The sequence below is a fragment of the Chromohalobacter canadensis genome, assembly GCF_034479555.1.
Lineage (GTDB): Bacteria > Pseudomonadota > Gammaproteobacteria > Pseudomonadales > Halomonadaceae > Chromohalobacter > Chromohalobacter canadensis.
The window spans coordinates 2,847,110-2,867,931 of the sequence record NZ_CP140151.1 but is presented as its reverse complement, the minus strand read 5'-3'; the positions used below and the strand labels follow the sequence as shown (position 1 = coordinate 2,867,931).

Below are 20,822 nucleotides of genomic sequence, written 5' to 3'. Positions count from 1 at the left end.
TAAGGCAGTCGCTCTCCAACTGGCCGATTCCGCGAAAAGTCCTGACGCCGAATTCCCGGCGCCAGGCTGGGTGCAGACGGCCAAGAACTGCCAGGTACCGCCTAGGTCTCGTCGAGCATTATGCCGCTGAGGCAAGCGGCATAATGCTCCCCGTAGCCATATTCATCTTGCAACCCCTGATGAATGGCGCGGCGTTCGTCTAGCGGCTTGTGCTGGCTCGCCTTGCGCTTGCCCTCGAGGCGTTCGGCGGTGATCTCGATCCCGACGATGGCGCGGCACATCGCGGCGATGTAATCGTCGGGGGCATCCTCGACCTGCCAGGGCCTCTCCCGCTCGCTTTCGAAGCGCTCGGTGAGAGTGGTCACCATCTCGCGCAGCCAATGTGGATCGTCGATCAGGCGCAGCCGGCCATGCACGTGCACTACCTGATAGTTCCAGGTCGGCACCACCTTGCCGTGCTCTTGCTTGGCCGGGTACCAGCTCGGAGTGATATAGGCCTGAGGCCCATGAAAGATCGCCAGTGCCTCGATGCCGTCCAAGGGACTTTCGAGCTCCCTGACGAGTGGGTTGGCACGCGCGATATGGCCAATCAGGGTATCCGACGAGCTCGCGTCCCCCGCCGGTGCCAGCAACAGTGGCAAGTGATCGGCGCTTAGCTCGCCGGATGCATCATGGGTCACCAGCGTGGCGAAGGGTGCGACCTCAATGACCCGATGGCATTCGGCACGACTGTCGAGGCGAAACTGGGGCGGCTGATACATGACGCGACTCTCAGGATTGGGAAAAATCGTGCCGCAAGGCGGCCGTCATCGACGCGAGCGAACGATTCTGGCGGCCCGCGGCATCGAAGTTCTCGGGTGCTAGCCAACGGCGGTGGCACTCGTGAATCGCCGGCCACTCGACGTCCAGAACTGAGAACCAGGCCGTGTCCCGGTTACGCCCGGCCACGACTCGGTGCTGGCGGAAGACGCCCTCGAAGCGGAAACCGAGCCGCTCGGCGGCGCGACGCGACGGAACGTTCAGGGCATCGCACTTCCATTCGAGACGCCGATACCCCTTGTCGAAGGCGTGAGCCATCATCAACATCAATGCCTCGCTGGACATCGACGTGCGTGCCATGCGGGGCGAGAAACTGAGATGGCCGATCTCGATTCGCCCTTCCTCCGGCACGATATTGAGATACGTCGCCATGCCCACCGCCTGCCCATCAGTGAAATCGATCACGGCGTAACACAGCAGATCCTGGTCCGCATTCATACCCGCCAGCCAAGCTCGGCAGCCGGTCTCGTCGTCGAAGGGGCGGCCACCCAGATAGGTCCAGCGGGCGTGTCCTTCGGCGTCGTTGTCGATCTCCGGATCCGGTTCCCGCCACGCCAGCCACAGGGCCTCGGAATGGCGGGCGGCCTCCAGCGGCTCCAGCCGGCAGAAACGTCCTTCCAAGCATTCGGGATCGAGTTTTGACGGCGGTTGCCAGCAGTCGATATCGGGACCGACCGGCTGGCCGTAATCGTTATAGATGTGGGTCATGAAGACTCACCTTTGGTGTGACGAATCGCCAGTCTGGCGCCATAATGGTTCCTCAAGAAGAACCAATCCTGCCGATATATGGGGAACCAGTGACCGACCCGAACGCCCACTGGCTCTGGATTCAGGAAGCGCTGAACCTCCAACTGGCCGAGCCGGACGCACGCACCCTCAGCCAGCGCCTCTACGACGCCCTGCGTAGCGGCATCCAGCAGGGTCAACTACCCCATGGGAGCGCCCTGCCTTCGTCCCGGCAACTGGCCGCCAGCCTGGGCGTGGGACGCAACACCGTGCTGAGCGCGGTCGACCGCCTCGTCGCCGAGGGATTTCTGGTATCGCGTCCGGGCGCCGGGGTTTTCGTTGCCGATTGGCAGTGGGGAACACAGAGATGCCTCGAGGCTCCATCACCGCTACCCGTGGCGCTCTCACAACGCGGCGAACGCCTTCTCGATTTCACGACGCCCCCGAGCGCGCGTCATGCTGCTTTCGCACCGGGCGTACCGGCGCTGGATCGCTTCCCCCGCGAACGCTGGCAACGCTTGCTCCGTCGTCATCAGCAGCGAGCCCCCATCGACTGGTTCGATTACCGGAATGAAGGCGGCGTGGACGCACTGCGCGAAGCACTGTGCGACTACCTGCGGTTATCGCGCTCGGTGCGCTGTCAGCCGGAACAGATTCTGATTACCCAGGGCGCTCAGCAGGGCTTCGAGCTGATCGCACGACTGCTCGCCGATGTCGGGGACAGCGTCTGGATGGAGGAGCCCGGCTATGGCGGTGCACAGGCCTGCTTCGCCTCGGCGGGGCTGACCCTGCAGCCGGTCCCGGTCGACGACGAAGGGCTGAACGTCGCGTCGCTTCCCCCCGAGACGCCATCCCCCAAGCTGATCTACATGACGCCATCGCACCAGTATCCCAGTGGCGCGACCTTATCGTTGTCACGCCGCACGGCGCTGCTGGGGCTCGCCCAGCAGCATGGCGCCTGGATCATCGAGGACGACTACGACAGCGAGTTCCGCTATACCAGCGCGCCGATTGCCTCACTTCAAGGGCTGATGGATAACGCCCCAGTGATCTATGTCGGCACCTTCAGCAAGGTCCTCTATCCGGGGCTGCGGCTAGGCTACCTGGTATTGCCGCCATCGCTGGTGGCGGCCTTCCAGAACATCAACACCCGCCTGCACCGAGAAGGGCAATATGTCGCCCAGGCAGCGCTGGCCGACTTCATCAGCGAAGGCCATTTCGCACGCCACGTAGCGCGCATGCGCAAGTGCTACCGGCACCGCCAGGCCATGCTTCGTCAGGCGCTGGCGCCGGCGGTTTCCGGCGGGCTCGAACTCTCGTCTGGCCACGCGGGAATGCACCTGGTCGCGTATCTACAAAGCCATGAACTGGAACGCGAGCTGGTCCACCGGGGCAAACAGGCAGGCCTGCGGCTATCCCCGCTTTCCGGCTTTTATCTGCAAACGCCCAGCCAGCCGGGGCTGGTCCTCGGCTATGCCGGCGCGACAGAGGCCGAGATAGAGCGTGCCGGACGTTGGCTCAGCGAGAGTTGGTTGGCGTTGACGACCTAACCTTTCCACGACGCCAGCCGATCCGCCAGTCGCGTCGGCTCGGGTAGCTTGGTCTTGCCCAGGCAGGCAATCGCCCATTCCAGCGCCGTGGCCTGATCCAGCCGATGTCCCGGCGAGACGATCACCGGTTTGACGTTCACGCGCGAGCGCAGCATCGCGCCGATGACCACGCGACCTTCGGCATCGGTCTCGATGTCAGCAGGGGCCTCGGCGCGGCGCCGGTCGGTGAGCGGCGCCCATTCACCCCGAGTCGCGGGTACTTCACCGTGACGACCGCAAAGCACCTTCTTGGCCACGCCGATAGTCGGAAGGTCGAGCCAAAGCCCTAGGTGCGAAGCCACGCCGAGACGCCGTGGATGCGCGATGCCCTGGCCATCGACCATGACCAGGTCAGGGCACGACTCAAGTCGCGCAAAAGCAGCCAGGGCGGCGGGAATCTCGCGAAACGACAACAGCCCCGGAATATACGGCATTCGTGTCGGCTCGCGGTGGACCACCGACTGCCGCAACGTCAGCGACGGCCAGTCGAGCACCACGACCGCCGCCCGCGTCGTCTCGCCGCCATCCTCGAAGCCGATATCCACGCCCGCGATGCAGGTCACTGCGTCCGGCTTTCCGTGCCGGATAACCCGCGGCGCCAGGCGACGCTGCAGTGCCACGGCCTCTTCGGGGGTCAGCGTCCAGGCATGCAGGTCTTCATGATGTGTCATACCGTCTCCTTGTCGTTCCTTCTTCCTTGTTACTGGCCCCATTGGGCCGCCCTCCTGCAACCGGTAAACTGACACTCCGGTATAGGAGATCTGCGTGAAACTCATCCACACAGCGGACTGGCATCTCGGCCAGACCTTCCACGGGCAAGAGCGCCACGCCGAGCAACGCGCGTTTCTCGACTGGCTGTTGGCGACCCTCGAAGCGCGTCGCCCAGATGCCCTGCTAATCGCAGGTGATATCTTCGATGTCGTCAATCCATCGTTGCGCGCCCAAGAGATGCTCTACGACTTTATCGTCGAGGCGCATCAACGTTTGCCGCAACTGACCATCGTCATGATCGCCGGCAACCACGACAGCGGCAACCGCATTGAATTGCCCGCGCCACTGATGCAGCGCCTCAACACCCACGCCCTGGGCCGGGTAAGTTGGCTCGACGACGGCTGGCTCGACGCCGAGCGTCTGCTGGTACCGCTGACCGATGCCGACGGCGAGGTTCGCGCCTGGTGCCTGGCGCTGCCCTTCCTGCGGCCCGCCGAGGTCACCGGCGGCACAGCGCCGAGCGGCGACGAAACCGACGACGCCTCGCGCAATACCTATGTCACGGGCATCACGCGCGTTCACCAACAGCTCATCGACGCCGCGCGCGAACGTCGCGCTCCCGGTCAGGCGCTCATCGCCATGAGTCACGCCCATCTGCACGGTGCCGCGGTCTCCGAAGCCAGCGAGCGACCCATCGTCATCGGCGGCGAGGAGTCGATCCCGGCCTCGTTGTTCCCCGATGACATCGCCTATGTCGCCCTGGGCCACCTGCATCGGGCCCAGCAGGTCGGCGAAGAACGCATCCGCTACAGCGGCAGCCCCCTGCCGCTGGATTTCAGCGAGGTGGCCTATCCCCATCAGGTCGTCGAAGTCACACTCGACGGCGAAGCCTTGCGCGATGTCGAGAGCCTGCCCGTGCCACGCCCGGTGGCCATGCATCGTCTTGGCCCGGCGCCACTGGATGACGTACTCGCTGAGCTGGACGCCCTGGAAGATACGCCCGACCTGCCACGCGAGCGCTGGCCCTGGCTGGAGGTACGCGTCGAGCTCGAGGCGCCGATGCCCGACCTGCGTGCCCGAGTGGACGCGGCGCTCGACGGCAGGACACTGCGCCTGCTGCGTCTGGAACGTCGCCTGCCGAGAGTCGCTGCCGAGGACGCGCCCACGCGTATCGACCTGGCGGCGCTCGGCCCGCGCAAGCTGTTCGAGCGCACCTGGCAAGCGCGCTGGGGCGAGCCGCCCGCCGCCGACGTGCTCGCTGACTTCGACCGGCTACGTCAGGACGTCCTCGACAACGAGGAGACACCATGAAGATCCTCGCCCTGCGCCTGGCCAACCTGGCCTCGATCCCCGGCCCCTTGGAACTCGACTTCACCGCCGCGCCGCTCGCGGAGGCTGGCCTGTTCGCCATCACCGGTCCCACCGGCGCCGGCAAGAGCACCTTACTCGACGCCTTGTGTCTGGCGCTCTACGGCAGCACGCCCCGGCTACGCCAAGCGCCCGGCCAGAACGCCCCGCTGCCCGACGTGGGCGACGCCACCCTCAATACCGCCGACCCGCGTACCCTACTGCGCCGAGGTACCGCCAGCGGCCATGCCGAGGTCGATTTCCTGGGCCGCGACGGCCGTCGCTATCGCGCCCGCTGGGCCGTGCGCCGCGCCCGCGAGAAAGCCGATGGCAAACTGCAAAAGATCGAGCAGTCGCTCACCGACCTGGACAGCGACCGCCTGTTGACCACGCAGAAACGCGAGTTCGACCGCCTGCTGCCCGAGCGCCTGGGACTCAGCTTCGAGCAGTTCACCCGCGCCGTGCTGCTGGCCCAGAGTGAGTTCGCCGCCTTCCTCAAGGCCGACGACAACGAGCGTAGCGACCTGCTCGAGCGCCTCACCGGTACCGCCGAGTACTCCGAGATCTCGGTCGCCGCCTATCGCCGCGCCAACCAGGCGAAGCACGCCGTCGATGCGCTGAACGCCAAGCTCGCCGACGACCTGCCCGCCGAGGCCGATGCCCGCGCCGCGCTCGAAAAGACCACCGAGACCGCTCAAGCCGAGCTCGACACCGTGCAACGCCATGCAAAGCGCCTGGAGACACAGGCGCAGTGGCACGCCACGGATGCCAAACTTCGCGATGCTCACGCCCAAGGGCAACGCGAGCACCACGATGCCGAGACGCATTGGCAGACGCTGGCCCCAGCCCGCGCCGATCGTGACTGGCATCGTCTGATCGCACCTCAACGTCATCATCTGGCGCGCCAAGCTGAACTGCCCGGCGAGATCTCTCGCTTCGAAACGGCCCATGCCGACACGTGCAAGGCCCTGGCACAGGCCGAGACCACACAGCAACAGGCCAAACAGACACATGCCACGGCCGAACGGGCCCTTCAGGACGCCGACACGGCACGCCGCATGGCCGAGCCTCAGTTGCACCGCGCCCGCGAGCAGGCACAGCAACTGGCTACCCGCGAGCATCAGTTGGCCGAGCTCGACAAGACGCACGCCGCACATCACCGCGAAGCGCAAGCGCTGACCACGCGTCACCAGGAAGCTCACGAGACACAGCAACGACAGCGCCGCCAGCGCGATGACTGGCAGGCGACCCTGCGCCAGTTGATGGGTGAGCATGCCCGCGTGGAGGACGCCCGTCAGGCCGTTCAGGGCGCGCATGATCACGCCGCCCGACGTCACCTGGCACTCGGTGAGCTACAGAGCCGCTGGCAGACCGCCTGTCGTGCAGATCATACCCAGCGTACGCTCAATGAGCGCCTGACTCAGGACGCAGCGCGGCTCGAGGCGTTAATCACCCAAGGCCAGGCCGCGCGCCAGCACCTCGATGACCGCGAGCGCCACTATCGCAGCGTGCTGGAATTCGTCGAACGCGGCCGCGCAGTGCGCAGCGAGAGTGTCACGCACCTGCGCGACGCCCTCGAGGAAGGCCAGCCCTGCCCGGTGTGCGGGGGGCTCGAGCATCCCTGGCGCCACCAACCGCCACAGACGCCCGAAGCCGCCCAGCTTGCCGCACAGCAAGCGGAAGAAGACCGCCAACTGGCGGACGCCCAGCAACAACGCGACCACGCCCAGCAACAACGTGACGAGCTGCTGGGCCAATACCGCGCGTTGGAGGCCTCGCTCACGCAACAACGCCAGGACGGTGCGGATGCCGATAAGCGCCACCAAGAGGCGCACCAGGCGCTCGACGAACATCCGCTACACGCCGAACTTGCCGGCATCGATCACGACCGGCGCGACGCCTGGCTGACCGAGCAACGCCAGACAAGCGACGCCCAGCGCGCGCAACACGAGGAGACGCTTCAGGCCCTTGCTCGCGCCGAGGCCGAGCTTGCACCGCTCGACGAGGCATTGCGCCAAAGCGAGCTGACACTGGCACAACTCGATACCCAGCGCATCCGCCTCGACAAGGAACTCACAGAACTCGATGCGCGTCTGCCACCGTTACGCCGCGAGCGCGACGACATCGCCGCCCGGCTCAAGGCCCTGCTCGGCGAGCACGCCTCTCCGGATGTCTGGCAGCAGCAGCTCGATACGCGGCAGGCCACCGCACGACAGGCTCGGGATACGGCGCTTGCCCAATGCCATGACAGTGAGAGGAAACATCAGCGACTTGCCCAGCAGTCGCACTACGAGGCCGAGCAGCTTGCCAGGCTCAAGCAGGAACTCGACACCCTAGCCCACGAGCTGGATGCCTGGCGCCAAGCGCATCCTGAGCTGGACGACGCCACCCTGCAGCGACTACTCGACGAAACCGACGATACTGCCAAGCATCGAGAACGGGAGCTGACCCAGGCCGAGCAGGCCCGCCAGCAAACCAGCGCCACCCTTGCCGAGCGCCGACAGGCCTTCATCGCGCATCGCCACGACCAGGCTTTGACCGAGCACGATGCCAGCGCAGACGCTCTATTGAGCGAGGCAGTCGAAGCCCGGATCGATCAGCGCCAGGAGGCGCTCGACACCAAGCGTGACGCTCTGGCGCCCCAACACGATGCCGCCCAGACACGTCGCGACGACGCCCTACACGCCCTGCGCGATGATGATCGCAAGCGTCAGCGCCAACGCGAGGGGCAAGCCGAGCTCGACGCCGCGCGCGCCGAGTACCACCGCTGGGGCCGCATCAGCGAGCTGATCGGCTCCGCCGACGGCAAGGTCTTTCGGCGCATCGCGCAGGCCTACAATCTGGAGCAACTGCTGGAGCACGCCAACGCGCATCTGACAGGGCTGAGCCGCCGTTACAAGCTGATTCGCGGCGGCAGCGAGCTAGGCCTGCTGGTGGAGGACCGCGACATGGGCGATGAGCGTCGCTCGGTGCATTCGCTGTCCGGCGGCGAAACCTTCCTCGTTTCGCTGGCGCTGGCGCTGGGGCTCGCCTCCATGGCCTCCGGCGAACTCGTCATAGAATCGCTGTTCATCGACGAAGGCTTCGGCAGTCTCGACCCGCAATCCCTGGCGCTCGCCATGGACGCCCTCGATGGCCTGCAAGCGCTGGGTCGCCGCGTCGGCGTGATCTCGCATGTACAGGAAATGCACGAACGTATCCCGGTGCAGATACAAGTCGAGCCGCTGGGCAATGGCACGAGTCGTGCGAGGTTGGTGAGTACCTAGGTGTACTTTAAAGCCTCTAGCCGTTCGCGAAGCTCCGGGATATGCGTCTGAATGATGCTCCAGACAGTATCGGCATCAATTCCGAGATAGGCATGTATGAGGCGGTTCCGCGTGGCGATGATCAGACGCCATGGAATCTCCGGATGAGCGGCACGTATATCATCTGGAATGCGGGTAGCCGCCTCCCCGATCAATTCCAGATTGCGGAGGGTGGCATCATATGTCAGGTCGTGCTTAATGAAGCCTTCTTGATCCAGTCCATCAGTGTAAACAAGCACTTTTTCTGAGAAGCCGATCATGTCATCGATGTAAAAGCGCCACTCTCGTGGTGGTCTATTTTCAGACATGCATGGCCTCGCGCTCGATGAAAGGTCGAAGCTCGGAACGCAACGCCTTATCGGTCACCAAGTCCACCGGACGCCCCAAGAGATCTTCCAAATAGAATTGCACCCCGAAATAGCGATCTGCCGTTGCCGGGCCCTCGAAGCTCACCAGGATATCGACGTCACTACGCTCTTCCGCCTCATCGCGCACCATAGAGCCGAAGAGAGCAAGGTCCCGAACACCAAATTGATGGACCATGGCAGGTAGATGCTGCTTCAGTAACGACAGCGTTTGCAATTTGTTCATCTTTTACCTCCATGTCGGGCAGCAACGGCCTCTCACTAACCCCTTTGTCTCATGTGCGCTTAGCATAGCACTCGGAACTCCCGCATCAACGACCTCCAAGGAGCCCGTCGCCCCATCTCGCTCGAACCTCGGCCCTGACGGCGTAGAGCAAGCGCCGCGCTGGACGGCCTGCAAGCGCTCGGCCATGGGACGAGTCGTGCGAGGTTGGTGAGTACCTAGGCAATATTGAGTCACTAGGAAAGATGAGTTCTCAATAAATAAAGGACGGCTGCCTCCACCGTCCTCGGCTCAGCATCATAACGCCCGAAGCCGTCGCCAAAGGCGGCCGATACCGAGAGAACTGGCGAACAGTATGATCCCGACACCCACGGAGAAACCACCGCGCCAGAGACTGTCGGAACTGGAAGAGCCCAGCGTTTCCAGTCGCGCATAATGCGTGCCCAGCGTGACCAGACCCGACGCCAGATAACCGATGCCAATCAAGGCAGTCCCCACGGCCATCAGAGTCGCCGACGAGACTGAGAAGTCGGTCTCATACGGCGCTAGCCAGCGACTGATCGGCTTGCGCGCCAGGAGAAGCCCCGCTCCCAACAGTACACTGACGAGAAAATGCACGCCTTGGATGGCGAGCATATTCGGTGACCCCGCCTCTTGTGCAACAGACGAACTGGACCAAGCTATATAGAGAGATGTGGCCTGGTTCGAGAGCGTCCTTACCAGAAGCCAAATCCCCGCAAGACCCAACAGCGCTTCGCACAACGAGCGAGTATGGAAATTGGGCATACATTTCCTTATAGCGATAATAGCGATAGAAGGCTTGTCACCCCACGAAGCAGCCAGCTATTGAGTATGTCAGCAGGGCGCCCCTAAGCGAATCCTGCTACCAACCTTACTTTTTGGGACGATGCACGTACAAAGAGGCACATTTGGCTAAACCGCCTCCAGCGAAGGGAATGATGCAGAGCAGTATGTTTGTTACGAGCCCTAGAACGAACCATTCTCTTACCCCACTTGGTCCAACAATATAGGCATATGCATTCTGTCCCACATACATGCCTGCCACTACGACCAAGAGAAGCGCCAGCTTTTTAGTCCAGCCTGTATATATAGTAAAGGTAAGCATTAAAGCCTGCCCAATCACCCAGCCGACCATCGTGTCAAAGGGTTCGAACTCCCCCGACACCAAAGGTGAAATCCCCCAGCTGGCTGCTCCTACAAAAGTGCCTACGATAAAATTGAATAAATAGTTCATAAGAAGTAGATACGCATAGCATCTCTTATTGAAATAACGTAAGCCCTTCAGCAACACAATACGCCGCGCCCGAGGCACGGCGTCTGGCATTGATGGCAGTCAGTGGGGCGTTTAGCCGGCGAGCTTGGCGGCCATTTCAGCGATGTGCTGGCCCTGGAAGCGGGCGATGGTCAACTCGTTTTCGCTGGGTTGGCGACTCCCGTCACCACCGGCGATGGTCGTCGCGCCGTAGGGCGTACCGCCAGAGACGTCATCGAGCTCGCTCAGTGCCGCGCAGGAATACGGTACGCCGACGACCGCCATGCCGTGATGCAGCAAGGTAGTATGAATCGAGGTCAGCGTGGTTTCCTGCCCACCATGCTGGCTAGCGGTGGATGTGAAGGCGCCGCCCAGCTTGCCGATCAGCTTGCCTTGCGCCCAGAGACCGCCCGTCTTGTCCCAGAAGTTGCGCATCTGCGAGGCCATGTTGCCAAAGCGCGTGGGGGTACCGACGAGAATCGCGTCGTAATCGGCCAGTAGGCTAGGGTCATCCAGCACGGCAGCGGTGCTGTCTTCCTTGTAGCCGGATTTTTCGGCGACGTCAGCGGGCACGAGCTCGGCCACGCGATACAGATCCACCTGGGTGCCGGCCACACCGCGTGCGCCTTCGGCAACAGTATTGGCCAATGTTTCGACGTGCCCGTAACTGGAATAATAGAGAACGAGAACCTTGCTCACGTGAGTACTCTCCCGACTGAGTGTATGGACACTCTCAAGATGACGCACGCTCGCCCCGCCGTCAAAGTGACGCCCCGCGACATCGGCGTGCTAGGCTGGCGCAAAACATCCCGCTGGGAGGCCATCATGTCCAAAACCACTGACTTGCTCGAACGCCTGGTTGGCTTCGACACTGTGTCGCGTCACTCCAACTTGGAACTGATCGCCTTCATCGAGCGTTACCTCGCCGCGCACGACGTGCCCTGTACCCGCATCGACAACGATGACGGCAGCAAGGCCAACCTGCTCGCACGCATCGGCCCCGAGGTGGCAGGTGGTGTGGTGTTGTCCGGGCATACCGACGTGGTACCGGTCGACGGCCAGCCCTGGAGCAGCGCCCCCTTCACGCTGACCGACAAGCACGACGGTCGCCTCTACGGGCGTGGTAGTTGCGACATGAAGGGCTTCATTGCCAGCGCATTGGCGCAGGTGCCTCAGTGGCAGGCCAGCGATCTGCAACGGCCCATCTATCTGGCGTTTTCCTATGACGAGGAAGTCGGCTGCCTGGGCGCGCCGCGCTTGATCGAACGTCTGATGGCCGATGCACCGACGCCGGCAGCGGTCATCGTCGGCGAGCCCACGCTGATGGCGCCGGTGGTGGCCCAGAAGGGCATCACCAACCTGCGCACCACGGTGACAGGTCGCGAGGCGCACTCCAGCCAGGTGCGTCAGGGTGTGTCCGCCGTACACGTGGCCGCCCGCCTGGTGACCCGCATCGAGGACATCATGGCGGAACTGGTCAGCGAGGGGCGTGTCGATCCGCTCTTCAACGTCCCCCATTCCAGCTTGCACGTGGGCAAGATCCAGGGTGGTACGGCGATCAACATCATGGCGCGCGAGTGCCATTTCGACTGGGAGATTCGCCACCTGCCGACGGACGGCTTTGAGGCCTTGTTCGAGCGCTTCCAGCACTACGCCGAGTCATTGGTCCGCGAGTTGCGCCCACGCGCGCCTCAGATCGCCATCCAGACCGACCATCTCACCGAGACCGTGCCCGCCCTGGCCGACCGCGACAACCAAGCGGCGGTAGCGCTATGCCAGTCGCTGCTCAGCGCCACCGACAACGAAGCCGTGGCGTATGCCACCGAAGCGGGCCAGTTCCAGCGCGCCGGCCTGCCTACGGTGATTTGCGGCCCCGGCAGCATCGCTCAGGCACACCAACCCGACGAATATCTGGAAGTGGCTCAACTCGACGCGGCGGATGCCTTCATGGTGGCGCTCGGTCAGCGCCTGGCAAGCGCCGACTAGGCCAGTGACATCTTCTCCACGAAAACCTCTACCATCGGCGCCTTGTCGAAATGTTCGACATATGCCAGCGTGAGCGAAATGATTCGGAACGATGTCACGTGAAGAGCAAACAAACCCCATCCCGCAAACGCCCTAGCGTCGCCGAGGCGCTAGCGAAGGAGATCTTCTCCGGCGAGTATCAGCCGGGGGATTTCGTGCCGCGCGAAGTCGACCTGTGCGAGCGCTTCGCCCTCAATCGCTCGGCCGTGCGCAGCGATCTTCGCCAGTTGGTCGATGCCGGGATCATCGAACGCATCTCAGGGCACGGCTCGAAGGTCCGCGAGTACCCGGAGTGGAACATTCTCGATGCTCAAGTCACCGAGTGGATGACGCGCTATGCGGCGCCCAATCCCGGTGTGCAGCGCGAGATCCTGGCCTTTCGCCTGGACGTGGAGCCCTATGTCGCCATGACCGCCGCCAAGCACGCGACGGCGCATGACCTGGTCGCCATCGAGGAGGCCTTCAACGGTATGGGCAGTGACCTCGACGACCCCGCTTCCAACCGTGACGGTCGCCTGCATAGTGATTATGACATCGCCTTCCATGTGGCGATCTTCAAGGCCACGCACAACATCGTCTGGTCACAGCTCTCGCACATTCTGCGCCCCTCGATATTGCTGTTGATCGAGACCTCAAACGTCAGTGCCAGCGACCCGGCGGAGAGCCTGGAACGCCACCGATTGCTGATGGAAAGCATTCGCGCACGCCGACCACGCGATGCCTTTCTCGCCTCGCAGGCCGTGCTTGCCGGAACCGCCAGCGCCTTGGGGCTAGAGATTCCAGAAACGCCACTTGGGCATAGCGCCGAGCTGTTGTCCGAAACCTGACACGCTTCAAGTTCCATTCTCTCGACTCAAGCTCCTGCAACGCGAAACGGGCGTCGCATGGCGACGCCCGTTTCGGTGGCTGAATGCTCAACGGTGAGTATTGGGTGCTGAATATTCAGTGATTGTCGCGAGGCGGGCTCTGGCGGGCGACGTCGCGGTACTTAGTGGCCGGGCCCAGCGTCATGCCACGATCGAGCTGCTCGACCATGCCGCGCTGAATCTCCTGCCAAGGCGTCTGGTCCACCGGATAGATGTAACCGCCCCGTGACTCCAGCGCCTGGCGACGTTTCGCCAACTCGGCGTCATCGACCAGCAGATTCGCTTCACCGCGCTTGAGGTCGATACGAATCCGGTCCCCCGTTTCCAGTAGCGCCAAGCCGCCACCCACCGCCGCTTCGGGGGCCGCGTTGAGGATCGAGGGCGAGCCCGAGGTCCCCGACTGACGACCGTCGCCGATGCATGGCAGCGATTCGATGCCTTGACGGATCAGCGCCTCCGGCGGCTGCATGTTGACGACCTCGGCACTCCCCGGATGGCCGATCGGCCCAGCACCGCGCATGATCAGGATGGTATTCGCGTCGATCTCGAGCGACGGATCGTCGATGCGCGCATGATAATCCTCGGAGCCGTCGAATACCGCCACCTTGCCTTCAAAGGCATCCAGATCATCGGCCTGACTCAGGAAACGCTGCCGGAAGTCGCTGGCGATCACGCTGGTCTTCATCAACGCCGAATCGAACAGATTGCCCTTGAGGTTGATGAAGCCGGCCTCTTCCACCAGCGGATTGTCATAGCGGCGAATGATATCGTCGTCCAGGGTTTCACGCCCTGCCGTATTCTCCGCCAATGTCTTGCCGTTGACCGTTGCCACGTCGCCATGCAGACGTCCGGCCTTGATCAGTTCGCTGAGCACCGCGGGCACGCCACCGGCCCGGTAGAACTCCTCGGAAAGATAGATCCCCGCCGGCATCACGTTGGCAAGTAGCGGAATTTCGTGCCCGAGGCGCTGCCAGTCGTCGTTGGTCAGCTCGATCCCCGCGTGACGGGCGATGGCATTGATATGCACCGGCGCATTGGAGGAACCGCCCAGCGCAGAACACACCACGATGGCATTTTCGCAGGCCTCGCGAGTGATGATATCCAGCGGCCGCAGGTCTTCCCACACCATGTCGACGATGCGCGTCCCGGTCTGGTAGGCAACCATCGAGCGCTCCTTGTAGGGCGCCGGGATCATCGCCGAGCCGGGCAGGCTCATGCCCAACGCTTCGGCCATGGAATTCATCGTCGAGGCGGTGCCCATGGTGTTGCAGTGGCCCACGGAAGGCGCCGAATCGGTGGCGCGGGACAGGAATTCCTCGTAGCCGATATCCCCTGCCGCAAGACGCTTGCGCAGTTCCCAGATGATGGTGCCCGAGCCCACGCGTTCCTGAGTGCCGCGCCAGCCATTGAGCATCGGCCCGCCGGAGAGCACGATCGCCGGAATGTTGACCGTCGCCGCCGCCATCAGGCAGGCGGGCGTGGTCTTGTCACAGCCGGTGGTCAGCACCACGCCGTCTAACGGATAACCATGCAGGACTTCCACCAGGCCCAGGTATGCCAGGTTGCGATCCAGCGCTGCCGTCGGCCGGCGCACGTTTTCATGGATGGGATGCAGGGGAAACTCGAACGGCACGCCCCCAGCGGCGCGGATGCCATCCTTGACGCGTTTTACCAGGTCGATGTGGTGACGATTGCAAGGCGTCAAGTCGGAGCCCGACTGCGCGATGCCGATGATCGGCTTGCCGCTCTTGAGTTCTTCCAGCGTCAGGCCGTAGTTCATGTAGCGCTCGATGCATAGCGCCGTGGTCCCCGGATGCTCGGGATTGTCGAACCACCAGCGCGAACGCAGTTGATCGGGGGTCATGCGGCGATTGTCGGCGGACATCGGGTTATCTCCTCTCGAAAGAACAATCGGCTCCTAAGTAAGTCAAACATATTCCCAGTATGTTCAACATACTCCGATAGGCGTAGATCTCCCGCTGACACATGCGAGCAGCCCCCAACGCAAGGAGGCGGCCCATGGGCCGCCTCCCAAGGCGATGTTGGTATCCAAGGGTATCAACCATGAGCTCCCCATAAGCTCACCACCCTTGGTTAAGAGAGATTCTTTACCCTTCCAGCTTGACGACGCTGAAAAGCATTGCTCATACAGCACATGCATGCCTGATCCATCAAAGGATAACGGGGATATGACCAACGTATAATGGAAATCTCTTTATTATTACACAAACATAATATTAATTAACTCTTCAAACTAAACACTCCATCGCTCGCCAAATAGGAAAGCAAACAGTCGTTAGACATGCACCACTGCGTCTTCACATCACTGGAGGTCAGCGCCCCCTTCCATGACAACGAGGTCCACCATGACGGCAAATTCACAGACTTCAACAGCGCCTGGTGAGCACGCAACGCACACTGCTTCTCCAGTCCCACCAGTCGAGAAGATCGGTCTTCTCGAGAAGATCGGCTATGGCTGTGGCGACTTGGCCAGCAATTTCATCTGGCAAGCGATGAGCATCTTTATCGTGTATTACTACACGGATGTCATCGGCGTCGCCGCCGGAGTCATCGGCTCGATCATGCTGTTCTCACGCGTGTTCGACGGCGTCTCGGATATTGCCATGGGATACGTCATCGACAAGACGCGCTCCCGTCATGGCAAGGCGAGACCCTGGCTATTATGGCTGGCAGTGCCCTTCGCGCTTTCAGCAGTATTGCTCTTTGCCGTGCCCGATGTGTCTCCCTTTTGGCAAGTTGTTTACATCGCCGTGACCTACAATGTGGTCTGCCTCGTCTATACGGGACTCAACGTCCCCTACGGGACGATGAACTCGCTTATAACTCAAGACCAATATCAACGCTCTTTGTTGAACATCTTCCGAATGAGCCTAGCCCTCATAGGTGTCTTGTTGGTCAGCAACCTGACGCTCCCTGTCGCGACACTGCTCGGCGGCGAGCAATTCGGCTGGGTCGTGACCTTCATGATTTTCGGTTCGGTCGGTACTGCGCTTTTCATCTTCACCTTCAAGACGACACGAGAACGCGTCAAGCCCGCCAGTCAGAGCCAACGAGACTCGACCGTTTCACTCAAAGAAAGCCTGCTGACGCTGTGCAAGAACAGGTATTGGGCGCTGGCAACAGCGTTCATCCTGATGACCTATATATTCAACGCACTCAACTCTGGTGCCGTGGTCTATTACGCCGAATATATCCTGGACGATACCTGGATGGTCGGAATCGTCACCACTGCTTATATCGCCTTCATCCTCGTGGGAATGGCCTGCGTGGCTCCGATCACCAAGCGTTTCGGCAAACGCAACGCGATTATTGTCGGCGAATTGATCACCATTTTTGGCTATCTCGTGATGCTGATCGACCTCAGCAACGTGACACTGCTCATCGCCGGAACCATCATCCGAGGAATCGGCAAGGCACCGATCAATGGCAGCATGTTTGCCATCTTGGGCGACACTATCGAGTACGGCGAATGGAAGACCGGTATCCGTAACGAAGGCATGGTCTATAGCGGCGGCAGTATGGGTATCAAGATGGGCAGCGGGCTGGGTACGGCGCTCATTGGTTGGATACTGGCTTTCGGTGGTTATGTCGGCGGGGGCGGCGAACAAAGCGCAGCCGCCTTGCTATCGATCCAGACTCTGTTCATTTATCTGCCACTCGCGCTTTGTGTTCTTCTTATCGTTCTCATGCTTTTTTACGATCTCGATAAACGCTACCCGAACATTATCGCGGACCTCAAGGCAAGAACTTGAGCTCACCGCCTGGCAACAAGGAAGCTGATCATATGGCTCTCATTACCAATCCCGTCTTGCCCGGCTACCATCCGGACCCCTCGATTCTCAGAGTGGGCGACGACTATTATATCGCGGTCTCCACATTCGAGTGGTTTCCCGGCGTACAGATCCATCACTCCAGAGACCTGGTCCATTGGCGGCTGCTTACCTATCCGCTGACGCGCACTTCTCAGCTCGACATGGTTGGCAACATCGACTCGGGAGGGGTCTGGGCGCCCTGCTTGAGTCATGCCGATGGCCTTTTCTATCTGGTCTATACCGATGTCAAAAGCCGAAAAGGAGCATTCAAGGATACCCATAACTATCTCGTTACCGCTGAGAATATCGAAGGGCCCTGGTCCGACCCTATCTACCTGAATAGTAGCGGCTTCGACCCTTCCCTTTTTCATGATGACGATGGCTCGAGCTGGCTTCTAAACATGATCTGGGATTTCCGCAAGGGACAAAACTCTTTTGCTGGCATCGCACTCCAGCGTTACGACCGGGCCACCCATTCTTTAACAGGCCCCATACGCAACATCTTCAAAGGGACTCGACTCGGCGTAACGGAAGCGCCCCATCTCTACAAACGTAACGGATATTATTATCTGATCACGGCCGAGGGCGGTACCGGATACACTCACGCCGTCACGGTAGCGCGCTCTTCTTCCTTGCTAGGTCCCTACGAAGTCGATCCCGATAACCCTGTACTTACCTCCGATCAAAGCCAGCGAGATCAATTACAAAAGGCAGGTCATGCCAGTCTCGTCGAGACACAAGACGGAGAGTGGTATATGGCCCATCTATGTGGTCGTCCGGTCGTGGAAGACAAATGCATTCTCGGACGCGAAACGGCCATTCAAAAATGTCATTGGACCCAAGAAGGATGGCTACGTGTCATGTATGGCCCCCACCCCAGTATCAACGTAGAGGCACCGAAGCTACCGCCCCACCCCATGCCGACGGAAAACAACCTGGACGAATTCTCTTCTCCCGAGCTGAAGGGCTACTGGAATTCACTACGGCGAGCCTTCAGCGAGGATTGGCTCTCGCTCTCCGAGCGCACCGGCTTTTTGAGGCTCAAGGGAGGCGAGTCGATGCAGTCGACGCATCACCAAAGCCTGCTGGCAAGACGACTGACTGACTTTCACGTCGAGGTTGAAACCCAGCTCGAGTATTCTCCAGAGAATTTTCAACAAATGGCGGGACTGATCATCTATTACGATACGACCGATTACGCTTACCTACATGTAACGCATCATGAGACCGACGGGAGATGTCTCGGTATCATCGAATCTCGCCACGGAATATATGATGAGCTGCTGCTGAACAAGATCCCACTCCCGGAGGGTCCTACTCGTTTGATGGCAACGATCCACAAAGAGCGCATGCAGTTCTACGCAGCGCCGGTCGATGAGGCGTGGCGCGCCATTGGTGATGTCATCGATATCCGCAACCTTTCCGACGATGCTGCCGATTACATACGCTTCACCGGAACCTTCGTGGGGCTATGCACGCAGGATCTAGGTGGCCGATGCCAGGCAGCGGATTTCGCCTACTTTGACTACCGACCTCTTTCATAAGCACGACCGGCACGACATGCTGTCATAAGCAACCGTTCACTATCACGACATGCCCCATGGCACCTTGCATGGCGGGGCTTTGCCCCGCCACAATCGGCCGCCAAGCCCTCAGTGCGAGTGACGAGGCACTTCCGCACCACGACAGCCAACCAGGAAGTCGAAATCGCAGCCTTGATCGGCTTGCAGCACGTGCTCGATGTAGAGCTGGCGATAACCGCCGGTGCTGGCAATCTGGGTCGACTCAGCGGTGGGATCGGCCTCGGCCAGGCGTGCAGCAAGCTCGGCATCGTCGACCTCCAGGTGCAACGTGCTGGCATAGGCATCGAGCGCAATCAAGTCGCCATTACGAACCGCAGCGAGCGGCCCCCCGGCAGCAGCTTCCGGCGCCACGTGGAGAACCACGGTACCGTAGGCAGTGCCGCTCATGCGCGCATCGGAAATACGCACCATGTCGGTGACACCCTGCTCGAGCAGCTTGGACGGCAGCCCCATATTGCCGACTTCGGCCATACCGTGATAACCGCGCGGCCCGCAGTTCTTCATCACCAGGATATCGTCGGCGGTGACATCGAGATCGGGATCGTTGATACGTGCCTTGTAGTCGTCGAAGTTTTCGAAGACCACGGCGCGTCCCCGATGCGACATCAATTCCGGCGTCGCCGCGGAAGGTTTGAGGACAGCGCCATTGGGCGCGAGGTTCCCACGCATCACGCACATACCGCCATCCTCGCGCAACGGCGTGTCGAGGGGGCGAATCACGGCGTCGTTATACAGCGGCGCGTCCTCCACGTTCTCCCATAGGGTCTTGCCGTTGATGGTCAGGGCATCCTTGTGCGGCAACCGGTCGGCCTCGCCAAGGCGGCGCAACACGGCTGGCAAGCCGCCTGCATAGTAGAACTCTTCCATCAGGTAGCGCCCCGAGGGCTGCAGGTCAACGATGGTCGGCGTGCCACGTCCGATGCGCGTCCAGTCGTCCAGCGTCAGGTCGACCCCGATGCGTCCGGCGATGGCTTGCAAGTGAATGACCGCATTGGTCGAACCGCCGATGGCCGCATTGGTGCGAATAGCGTTCTCGAAGGCTTGCTTGGTAAGCACCTTGGAGAGCTTGAGATCCTCGTGAACCATCTCGACGATACGGTTGCCGGAGAGGTGCGCCAGCACGTAGCGGCGCGAATCGACCGCTGGAATGGCCGCGTTGTGGGGCAACGAGGTGCCCAGCGATTCGGCCATGCAGGCCATAGTCGAGGCGGTGCCCATGGTGTTGCAGGTACCGGCGGAACGCGACATGCCCGCTTCGGCGGCCATGAAGTCGTGTAGCGATATCTTGCCGGCTTTCACCTCCTCGGAGAGTTTCCACACCACGGTGCCCGAACCGATGTCCTTGCCCTCGTGCTTGCCGTTGAGCATCGGGCCGCCAGTGACCACGAGAGTGGGGATATCGCAGCTTGCCGCTCCCATCAGTAGCGCCGGCGTGGTCTTGTCGCAGCCGACCAGCAGAATCACGGCATCGAGCGGGTTGCCACGAATCGCCTCCTCGACATCCATGCTCGCCAGATTGCGGGTGAACATCGCGGTGGGCCGCAGGTTGGATTCACCGTTGGAGAACACCGGAAACTCGACCGGATAACCGCCAGCTTCGAGTACCCCTTTCTTGACGTGCTCGGCCAGCTTGCGGAAATGCGCGTTGCAGGGCGTAAGCTCCGACCAGGTATTGCAGATGCCGATGATCGGCTTGCCCTGGAATTCATGGTCGGGAATGCCCTGGTTCTTCATCCAGCTGCGATACATGAAGCCGTTCTTATCGGCAGTACCAAACCACTCGGCACTGCGCAGTCGGCGAGGGGACTGACTCATCGGGGGCTCCTTCTCATGGCGTTCGCATTAGCGTTGCCAACACCATAAACGCCCCCTTCAATAACCGAATAATGTCAAAAAAGACCTGCTTTGATATAAAAAAAAATATCAAAAATTTTATCGGGCTTTTTTCACCCCCTTCAAAAACCGACATCGAGATCTAGGTACAGTGCCGAAACGAGGCTTCAGGATGCTGATTAAAATGCGTTTTCCACCAATGGACAGCAAGAGGAAAGCGTCGATCAACCCCTATACCAGCAGCCCGACCGCCTGGGGTAGATTGCAGCGGGTATACCAAAGTCTATGTTGAACATGTAAGCACTATGTTCAACATTTACCGCC

Annotated in this window: 16 protein-coding genes; 7 read left to right on the top strand and 9 right to left on the bottom strand. The window is 61.3% G+C overall.

Annotated features, from left to right (window positions below; genetic code table 11):
* Window positions 1-101: 101 nt before the first annotated feature.
* Entirely contained in the window at window positions 102-761 is a 660-nt protein-coding gene (locus SR908_RS13385) for an FMN-binding negative transcriptional regulator (protein WP_246920664.1), read from the bottom strand.
* A gap of 10 nt (window positions 762-771) precedes the next feature.
* The gene (locus tag SR908_RS13380; protein ID WP_246920662.1) at window positions 772-1,527 is read right to left on the bottom strand and encodes a GNAT family N-acetyltransferase; all 756 of its coding nucleotides are present in this window, start codon (window positions 1,525-1,527) and stop codon (window positions 772-774) included.
* Between the two features lie 44 nt (window positions 1,528-1,571).
* Here SR908_RS13380 and pdxR point away from each other — a divergent pair, with 44 nt between their 5' ends.
* Complete coding sequence (gene pdxR, locus SR908_RS13375) at window positions 1,572-3,095, top strand: MocR-like pyridoxine biosynthesis transcription factor PdxR (RefSeq protein WP_246920661.1); 1,524 nt, start codon at window positions 1,572-1,574, stop codon at window positions 3,093-3,095.
* On the opposite strand, the gene nfi is transcribed toward pdxR, so the two are convergent.
* Window positions 3,092-3,805 (bottom strand): deoxyribonuclease V, encoded by a 714-nt coding sequence (gene nfi, locus SR908_RS13370; RefSeq protein WP_246920660.1) that lies wholly within the window; start codon window positions 3,803-3,805, stop codon window positions 3,092-3,094. The genes pdxR and nfi overlap by 4 nt on opposite strands.
* Before the next feature lie 94 nt (window positions 3,806-3,899).
* Here nfi and SR908_RS13365 point away from each other — a divergent pair, with 94 nt between their 5' ends.
* Both SR908_RS13365 and SR908_RS13360 read left to right on the top strand, forming a co-directional pair.
* Window positions 3,900-5,156, top strand: a complete 1,257-nt coding sequence (locus SR908_RS13365; protein ID WP_246920659.1) for an exonuclease SbcCD subunit D C-terminal domain-containing protein — start codon at window positions 3,900-3,902, stop codon at window positions 5,154-5,156.
* On the top strand, window positions 5,153-8,458 hold the full coding sequence (locus SR908_RS13360; RefSeq protein WP_246920658.1) for an AAA family ATPase: 3,306 nt from the start codon (window positions 5,153-5,155) through the stop codon (window positions 8,456-8,458). Before SR908_RS13365 ends, SR908_RS13360 begins: the two co-directional genes overlap by 4 nt.
* On the opposite strand, the gene SR908_RS13355 is transcribed toward SR908_RS13360, so the two are convergent.
* From SR908_RS13355 to wrbA, 4 genes are all read right to left on the bottom strand, one after another.
* Window positions 8,455-8,805, bottom strand: a complete 351-nt coding sequence (locus SR908_RS13355; protein WP_246920657.1) for a HepT-like ribonuclease domain-containing protein — start codon at window positions 8,803-8,805, stop codon at window positions 8,455-8,457. The two genes, SR908_RS13360 and SR908_RS13355, sit on opposite strands and share 4 nt — an antisense overlap.
* On the bottom strand, window positions 8,798-9,088 hold the full coding sequence (locus tag SR908_RS13350) for a nucleotidyltransferase family protein (protein ID WP_075370016.1): 291 nt from the start codon (window positions 9,086-9,088) through the stop codon (window positions 8,798-8,800). The genes SR908_RS13355 and SR908_RS13350 overlap by 8 nt, the downstream gene beginning before the upstream one ends.
* 294 nt (window positions 9,089-9,382) lie before the next feature.
* Window positions 9,383-9,721 carry a hypothetical protein gene (locus SR908_RS13345; protein WP_246920656.1) on the bottom strand — a complete coding sequence of 113 codons (339 nt, stop codon included), beginning with the start codon at window positions 9,719-9,721 and terminating at the stop codon, window positions 9,383-9,385.
* Window positions 9,722-10,451: 730 nt separating this feature from the next.
* Window positions 10,452-11,057, bottom strand: coding sequence for an NAD(P)H:quinone oxidoreductase (wrbA, locus tag SR908_RS13340; RefSeq protein WP_246920655.1), 606 nt, complete (start codon window positions 11,055-11,057; stop codon window positions 10,452-10,454).
* A 126-nt stretch (window positions 11,058-11,183) separates the two neighbouring features.
* On the opposite strand from wrbA, the gene argE reads away from it, so the two are divergent.
* Window positions 11,184-12,344 carry an acetylornithine deacetylase gene (gene argE, locus SR908_RS13335; RefSeq protein ID WP_246920654.1) on the top strand — a complete coding sequence of 387 codons (1,161 nt, stop codon included), beginning with the start codon at window positions 11,184-11,186 and terminating at the stop codon, window positions 12,342-12,344.
* A gap of 50 nt (window positions 12,345-12,394) precedes the next feature.
* Window positions 12,395-13,210 (top strand): FadR/GntR family transcriptional regulator, encoded by an 816-nt coding sequence (locus SR908_RS13330; protein WP_246920653.1) that lies wholly within the window; start codon window positions 12,395-12,397, stop codon window positions 13,208-13,210.
* 115 nt (window positions 13,211-13,325) lie between these two features.
* Here the strand turns inward: SR908_RS13330 and SR908_RS13325 are convergent, their stop codons facing one another.
* Window positions 13,326-15,134, bottom strand: coding sequence for an IlvD/Edd family dehydratase (locus tag SR908_RS13325; RefSeq protein ID WP_246920652.1), 1,809 nt, complete (start codon window positions 15,132-15,134; stop codon window positions 13,326-13,328).
* A 481-nt stretch (window positions 15,135-15,615) separates the two neighbouring features.
* Between SR908_RS13325 and SR908_RS13320 the strand changes: the two genes are divergently transcribed.
* Both SR908_RS13320 and SR908_RS13315 read left to right on the top strand, forming a co-directional pair.
* Window positions 15,616-17,022, top strand: a complete 1,407-nt coding sequence (locus SR908_RS13320) for an MFS transporter (RefSeq protein ID WP_097022480.1) — start codon at window positions 15,616-15,618, stop codon at window positions 17,020-17,022.
* Between the two features lie 32 nt (window positions 17,023-17,054).
* Window positions 17,055-18,626 carry a glycoside hydrolase family 43 protein gene (locus SR908_RS13315; RefSeq protein ID WP_246920651.1) on the top strand — a complete coding sequence of 524 codons (1,572 nt, stop codon included), beginning with the start codon at window positions 17,055-17,057 and terminating at the stop codon, window positions 18,624-18,626.
* A gap of 108 nt (window positions 18,627-18,734) precedes the next feature.
* Here the strand turns inward: SR908_RS13315 and SR908_RS13310 are convergent, their stop codons facing one another.
* A complete protein-coding gene (locus SR908_RS13310) occupies window positions 18,735-20,480 on the bottom strand; it encodes an IlvD/Edd family dehydratase (protein WP_246920649.1) in 1,746 nt (581 codons plus the stop codon).
* Window positions 20,481-20,822: the final 342 nt, after the last annotated feature.

Bases quoted from the DNA above. Each gene is read 5' to 3' on its own strand.
- SR908_RS13350 (WP_075370016.1), bottom strand. From the start codon at position 9,088: ATGAACAAATTGCAAACGCTGTCGTTACTGAAGCAGCATCTACCTGCC.
- SR908_RS13315 (WP_246920651.1), top strand. From the start codon at position 17,055: ATGGCTCTCATTACCAATCCCGTCTTGCCCGGCTACCATCCGGACCCC.
- pdxR (WP_246920661.1), top strand. From the start codon at position 1,572: ATGGTTCCTCAAGAAGAACCAATCCTGCCGATATATGGGGAACCAGTG.
- nfi (WP_246920660.1), bottom strand. From the start codon at position 3,805: ATGACACATCATGAAGACCTGCATGCCTGGACGCTGACCCCCGAAGAG.
- SR908_RS13380 (WP_246920662.1), bottom strand. From the start codon at position 1,527: ATGACCCACATCTATAACGATTACGGCCAGCCGGTCGGTCCCGATATC.
- SR908_RS13320 (WP_097022480.1), top strand. From the start codon at position 15,616: ATGACGGCAAATTCACAGACTTCAACAGCGCCTGGTGAGCACGCAACG.
- SR908_RS13345 (WP_246920656.1), bottom strand. From the start codon at position 9,721: ATGCTCGCCATCCAAGGCGTGCATTTTCTCGTCAGTGTACTGTTGGGA.
- SR908_RS13330 (WP_246920653.1), top strand. From the start codon at position 12,395: ATGTTCGACATATGCCAGCGTGAGCGAAATGATTCGGAACGATGTCAC.
- SR908_RS13355 (WP_246920657.1), bottom strand. From the start codon at position 8,805: ATGTCTGAAAATAGACCACCACGAGAGTGGCGCTTTTACATCGATGAC.
- argE (WP_246920654.1), top strand. From the start codon at position 11,184: ATGTCCAAAACCACTGACTTGCTCGAACGCCTGGTTGGCTTCGACACT.
- SR908_RS13310 (WP_246920649.1), bottom strand. From the start codon at position 20,480: ATGAGTCAGTCCCCTCGCCGACTGCGCAGTGCCGAGTGGTTTGGTACT.
- SR908_RS13360 (WP_246920658.1), top strand. From the start codon at position 5,153: ATGAAGATCCTCGCCCTGCGCCTGGCCAACCTGGCCTCGATCCCCGGC.
- SR908_RS13385 (WP_246920664.1), bottom strand. From the start codon at position 761: ATGTATCAGCCGCCCCAGTTTCGCCTCGACAGTCGTGCCGAATGCCAT.
- SR908_RS13325 (WP_246920652.1), bottom strand. From the start codon at position 15,134: ATGTCCGCCGACAATCGCCGCATGACCCCCGATCAACTGCGTTCGCGC.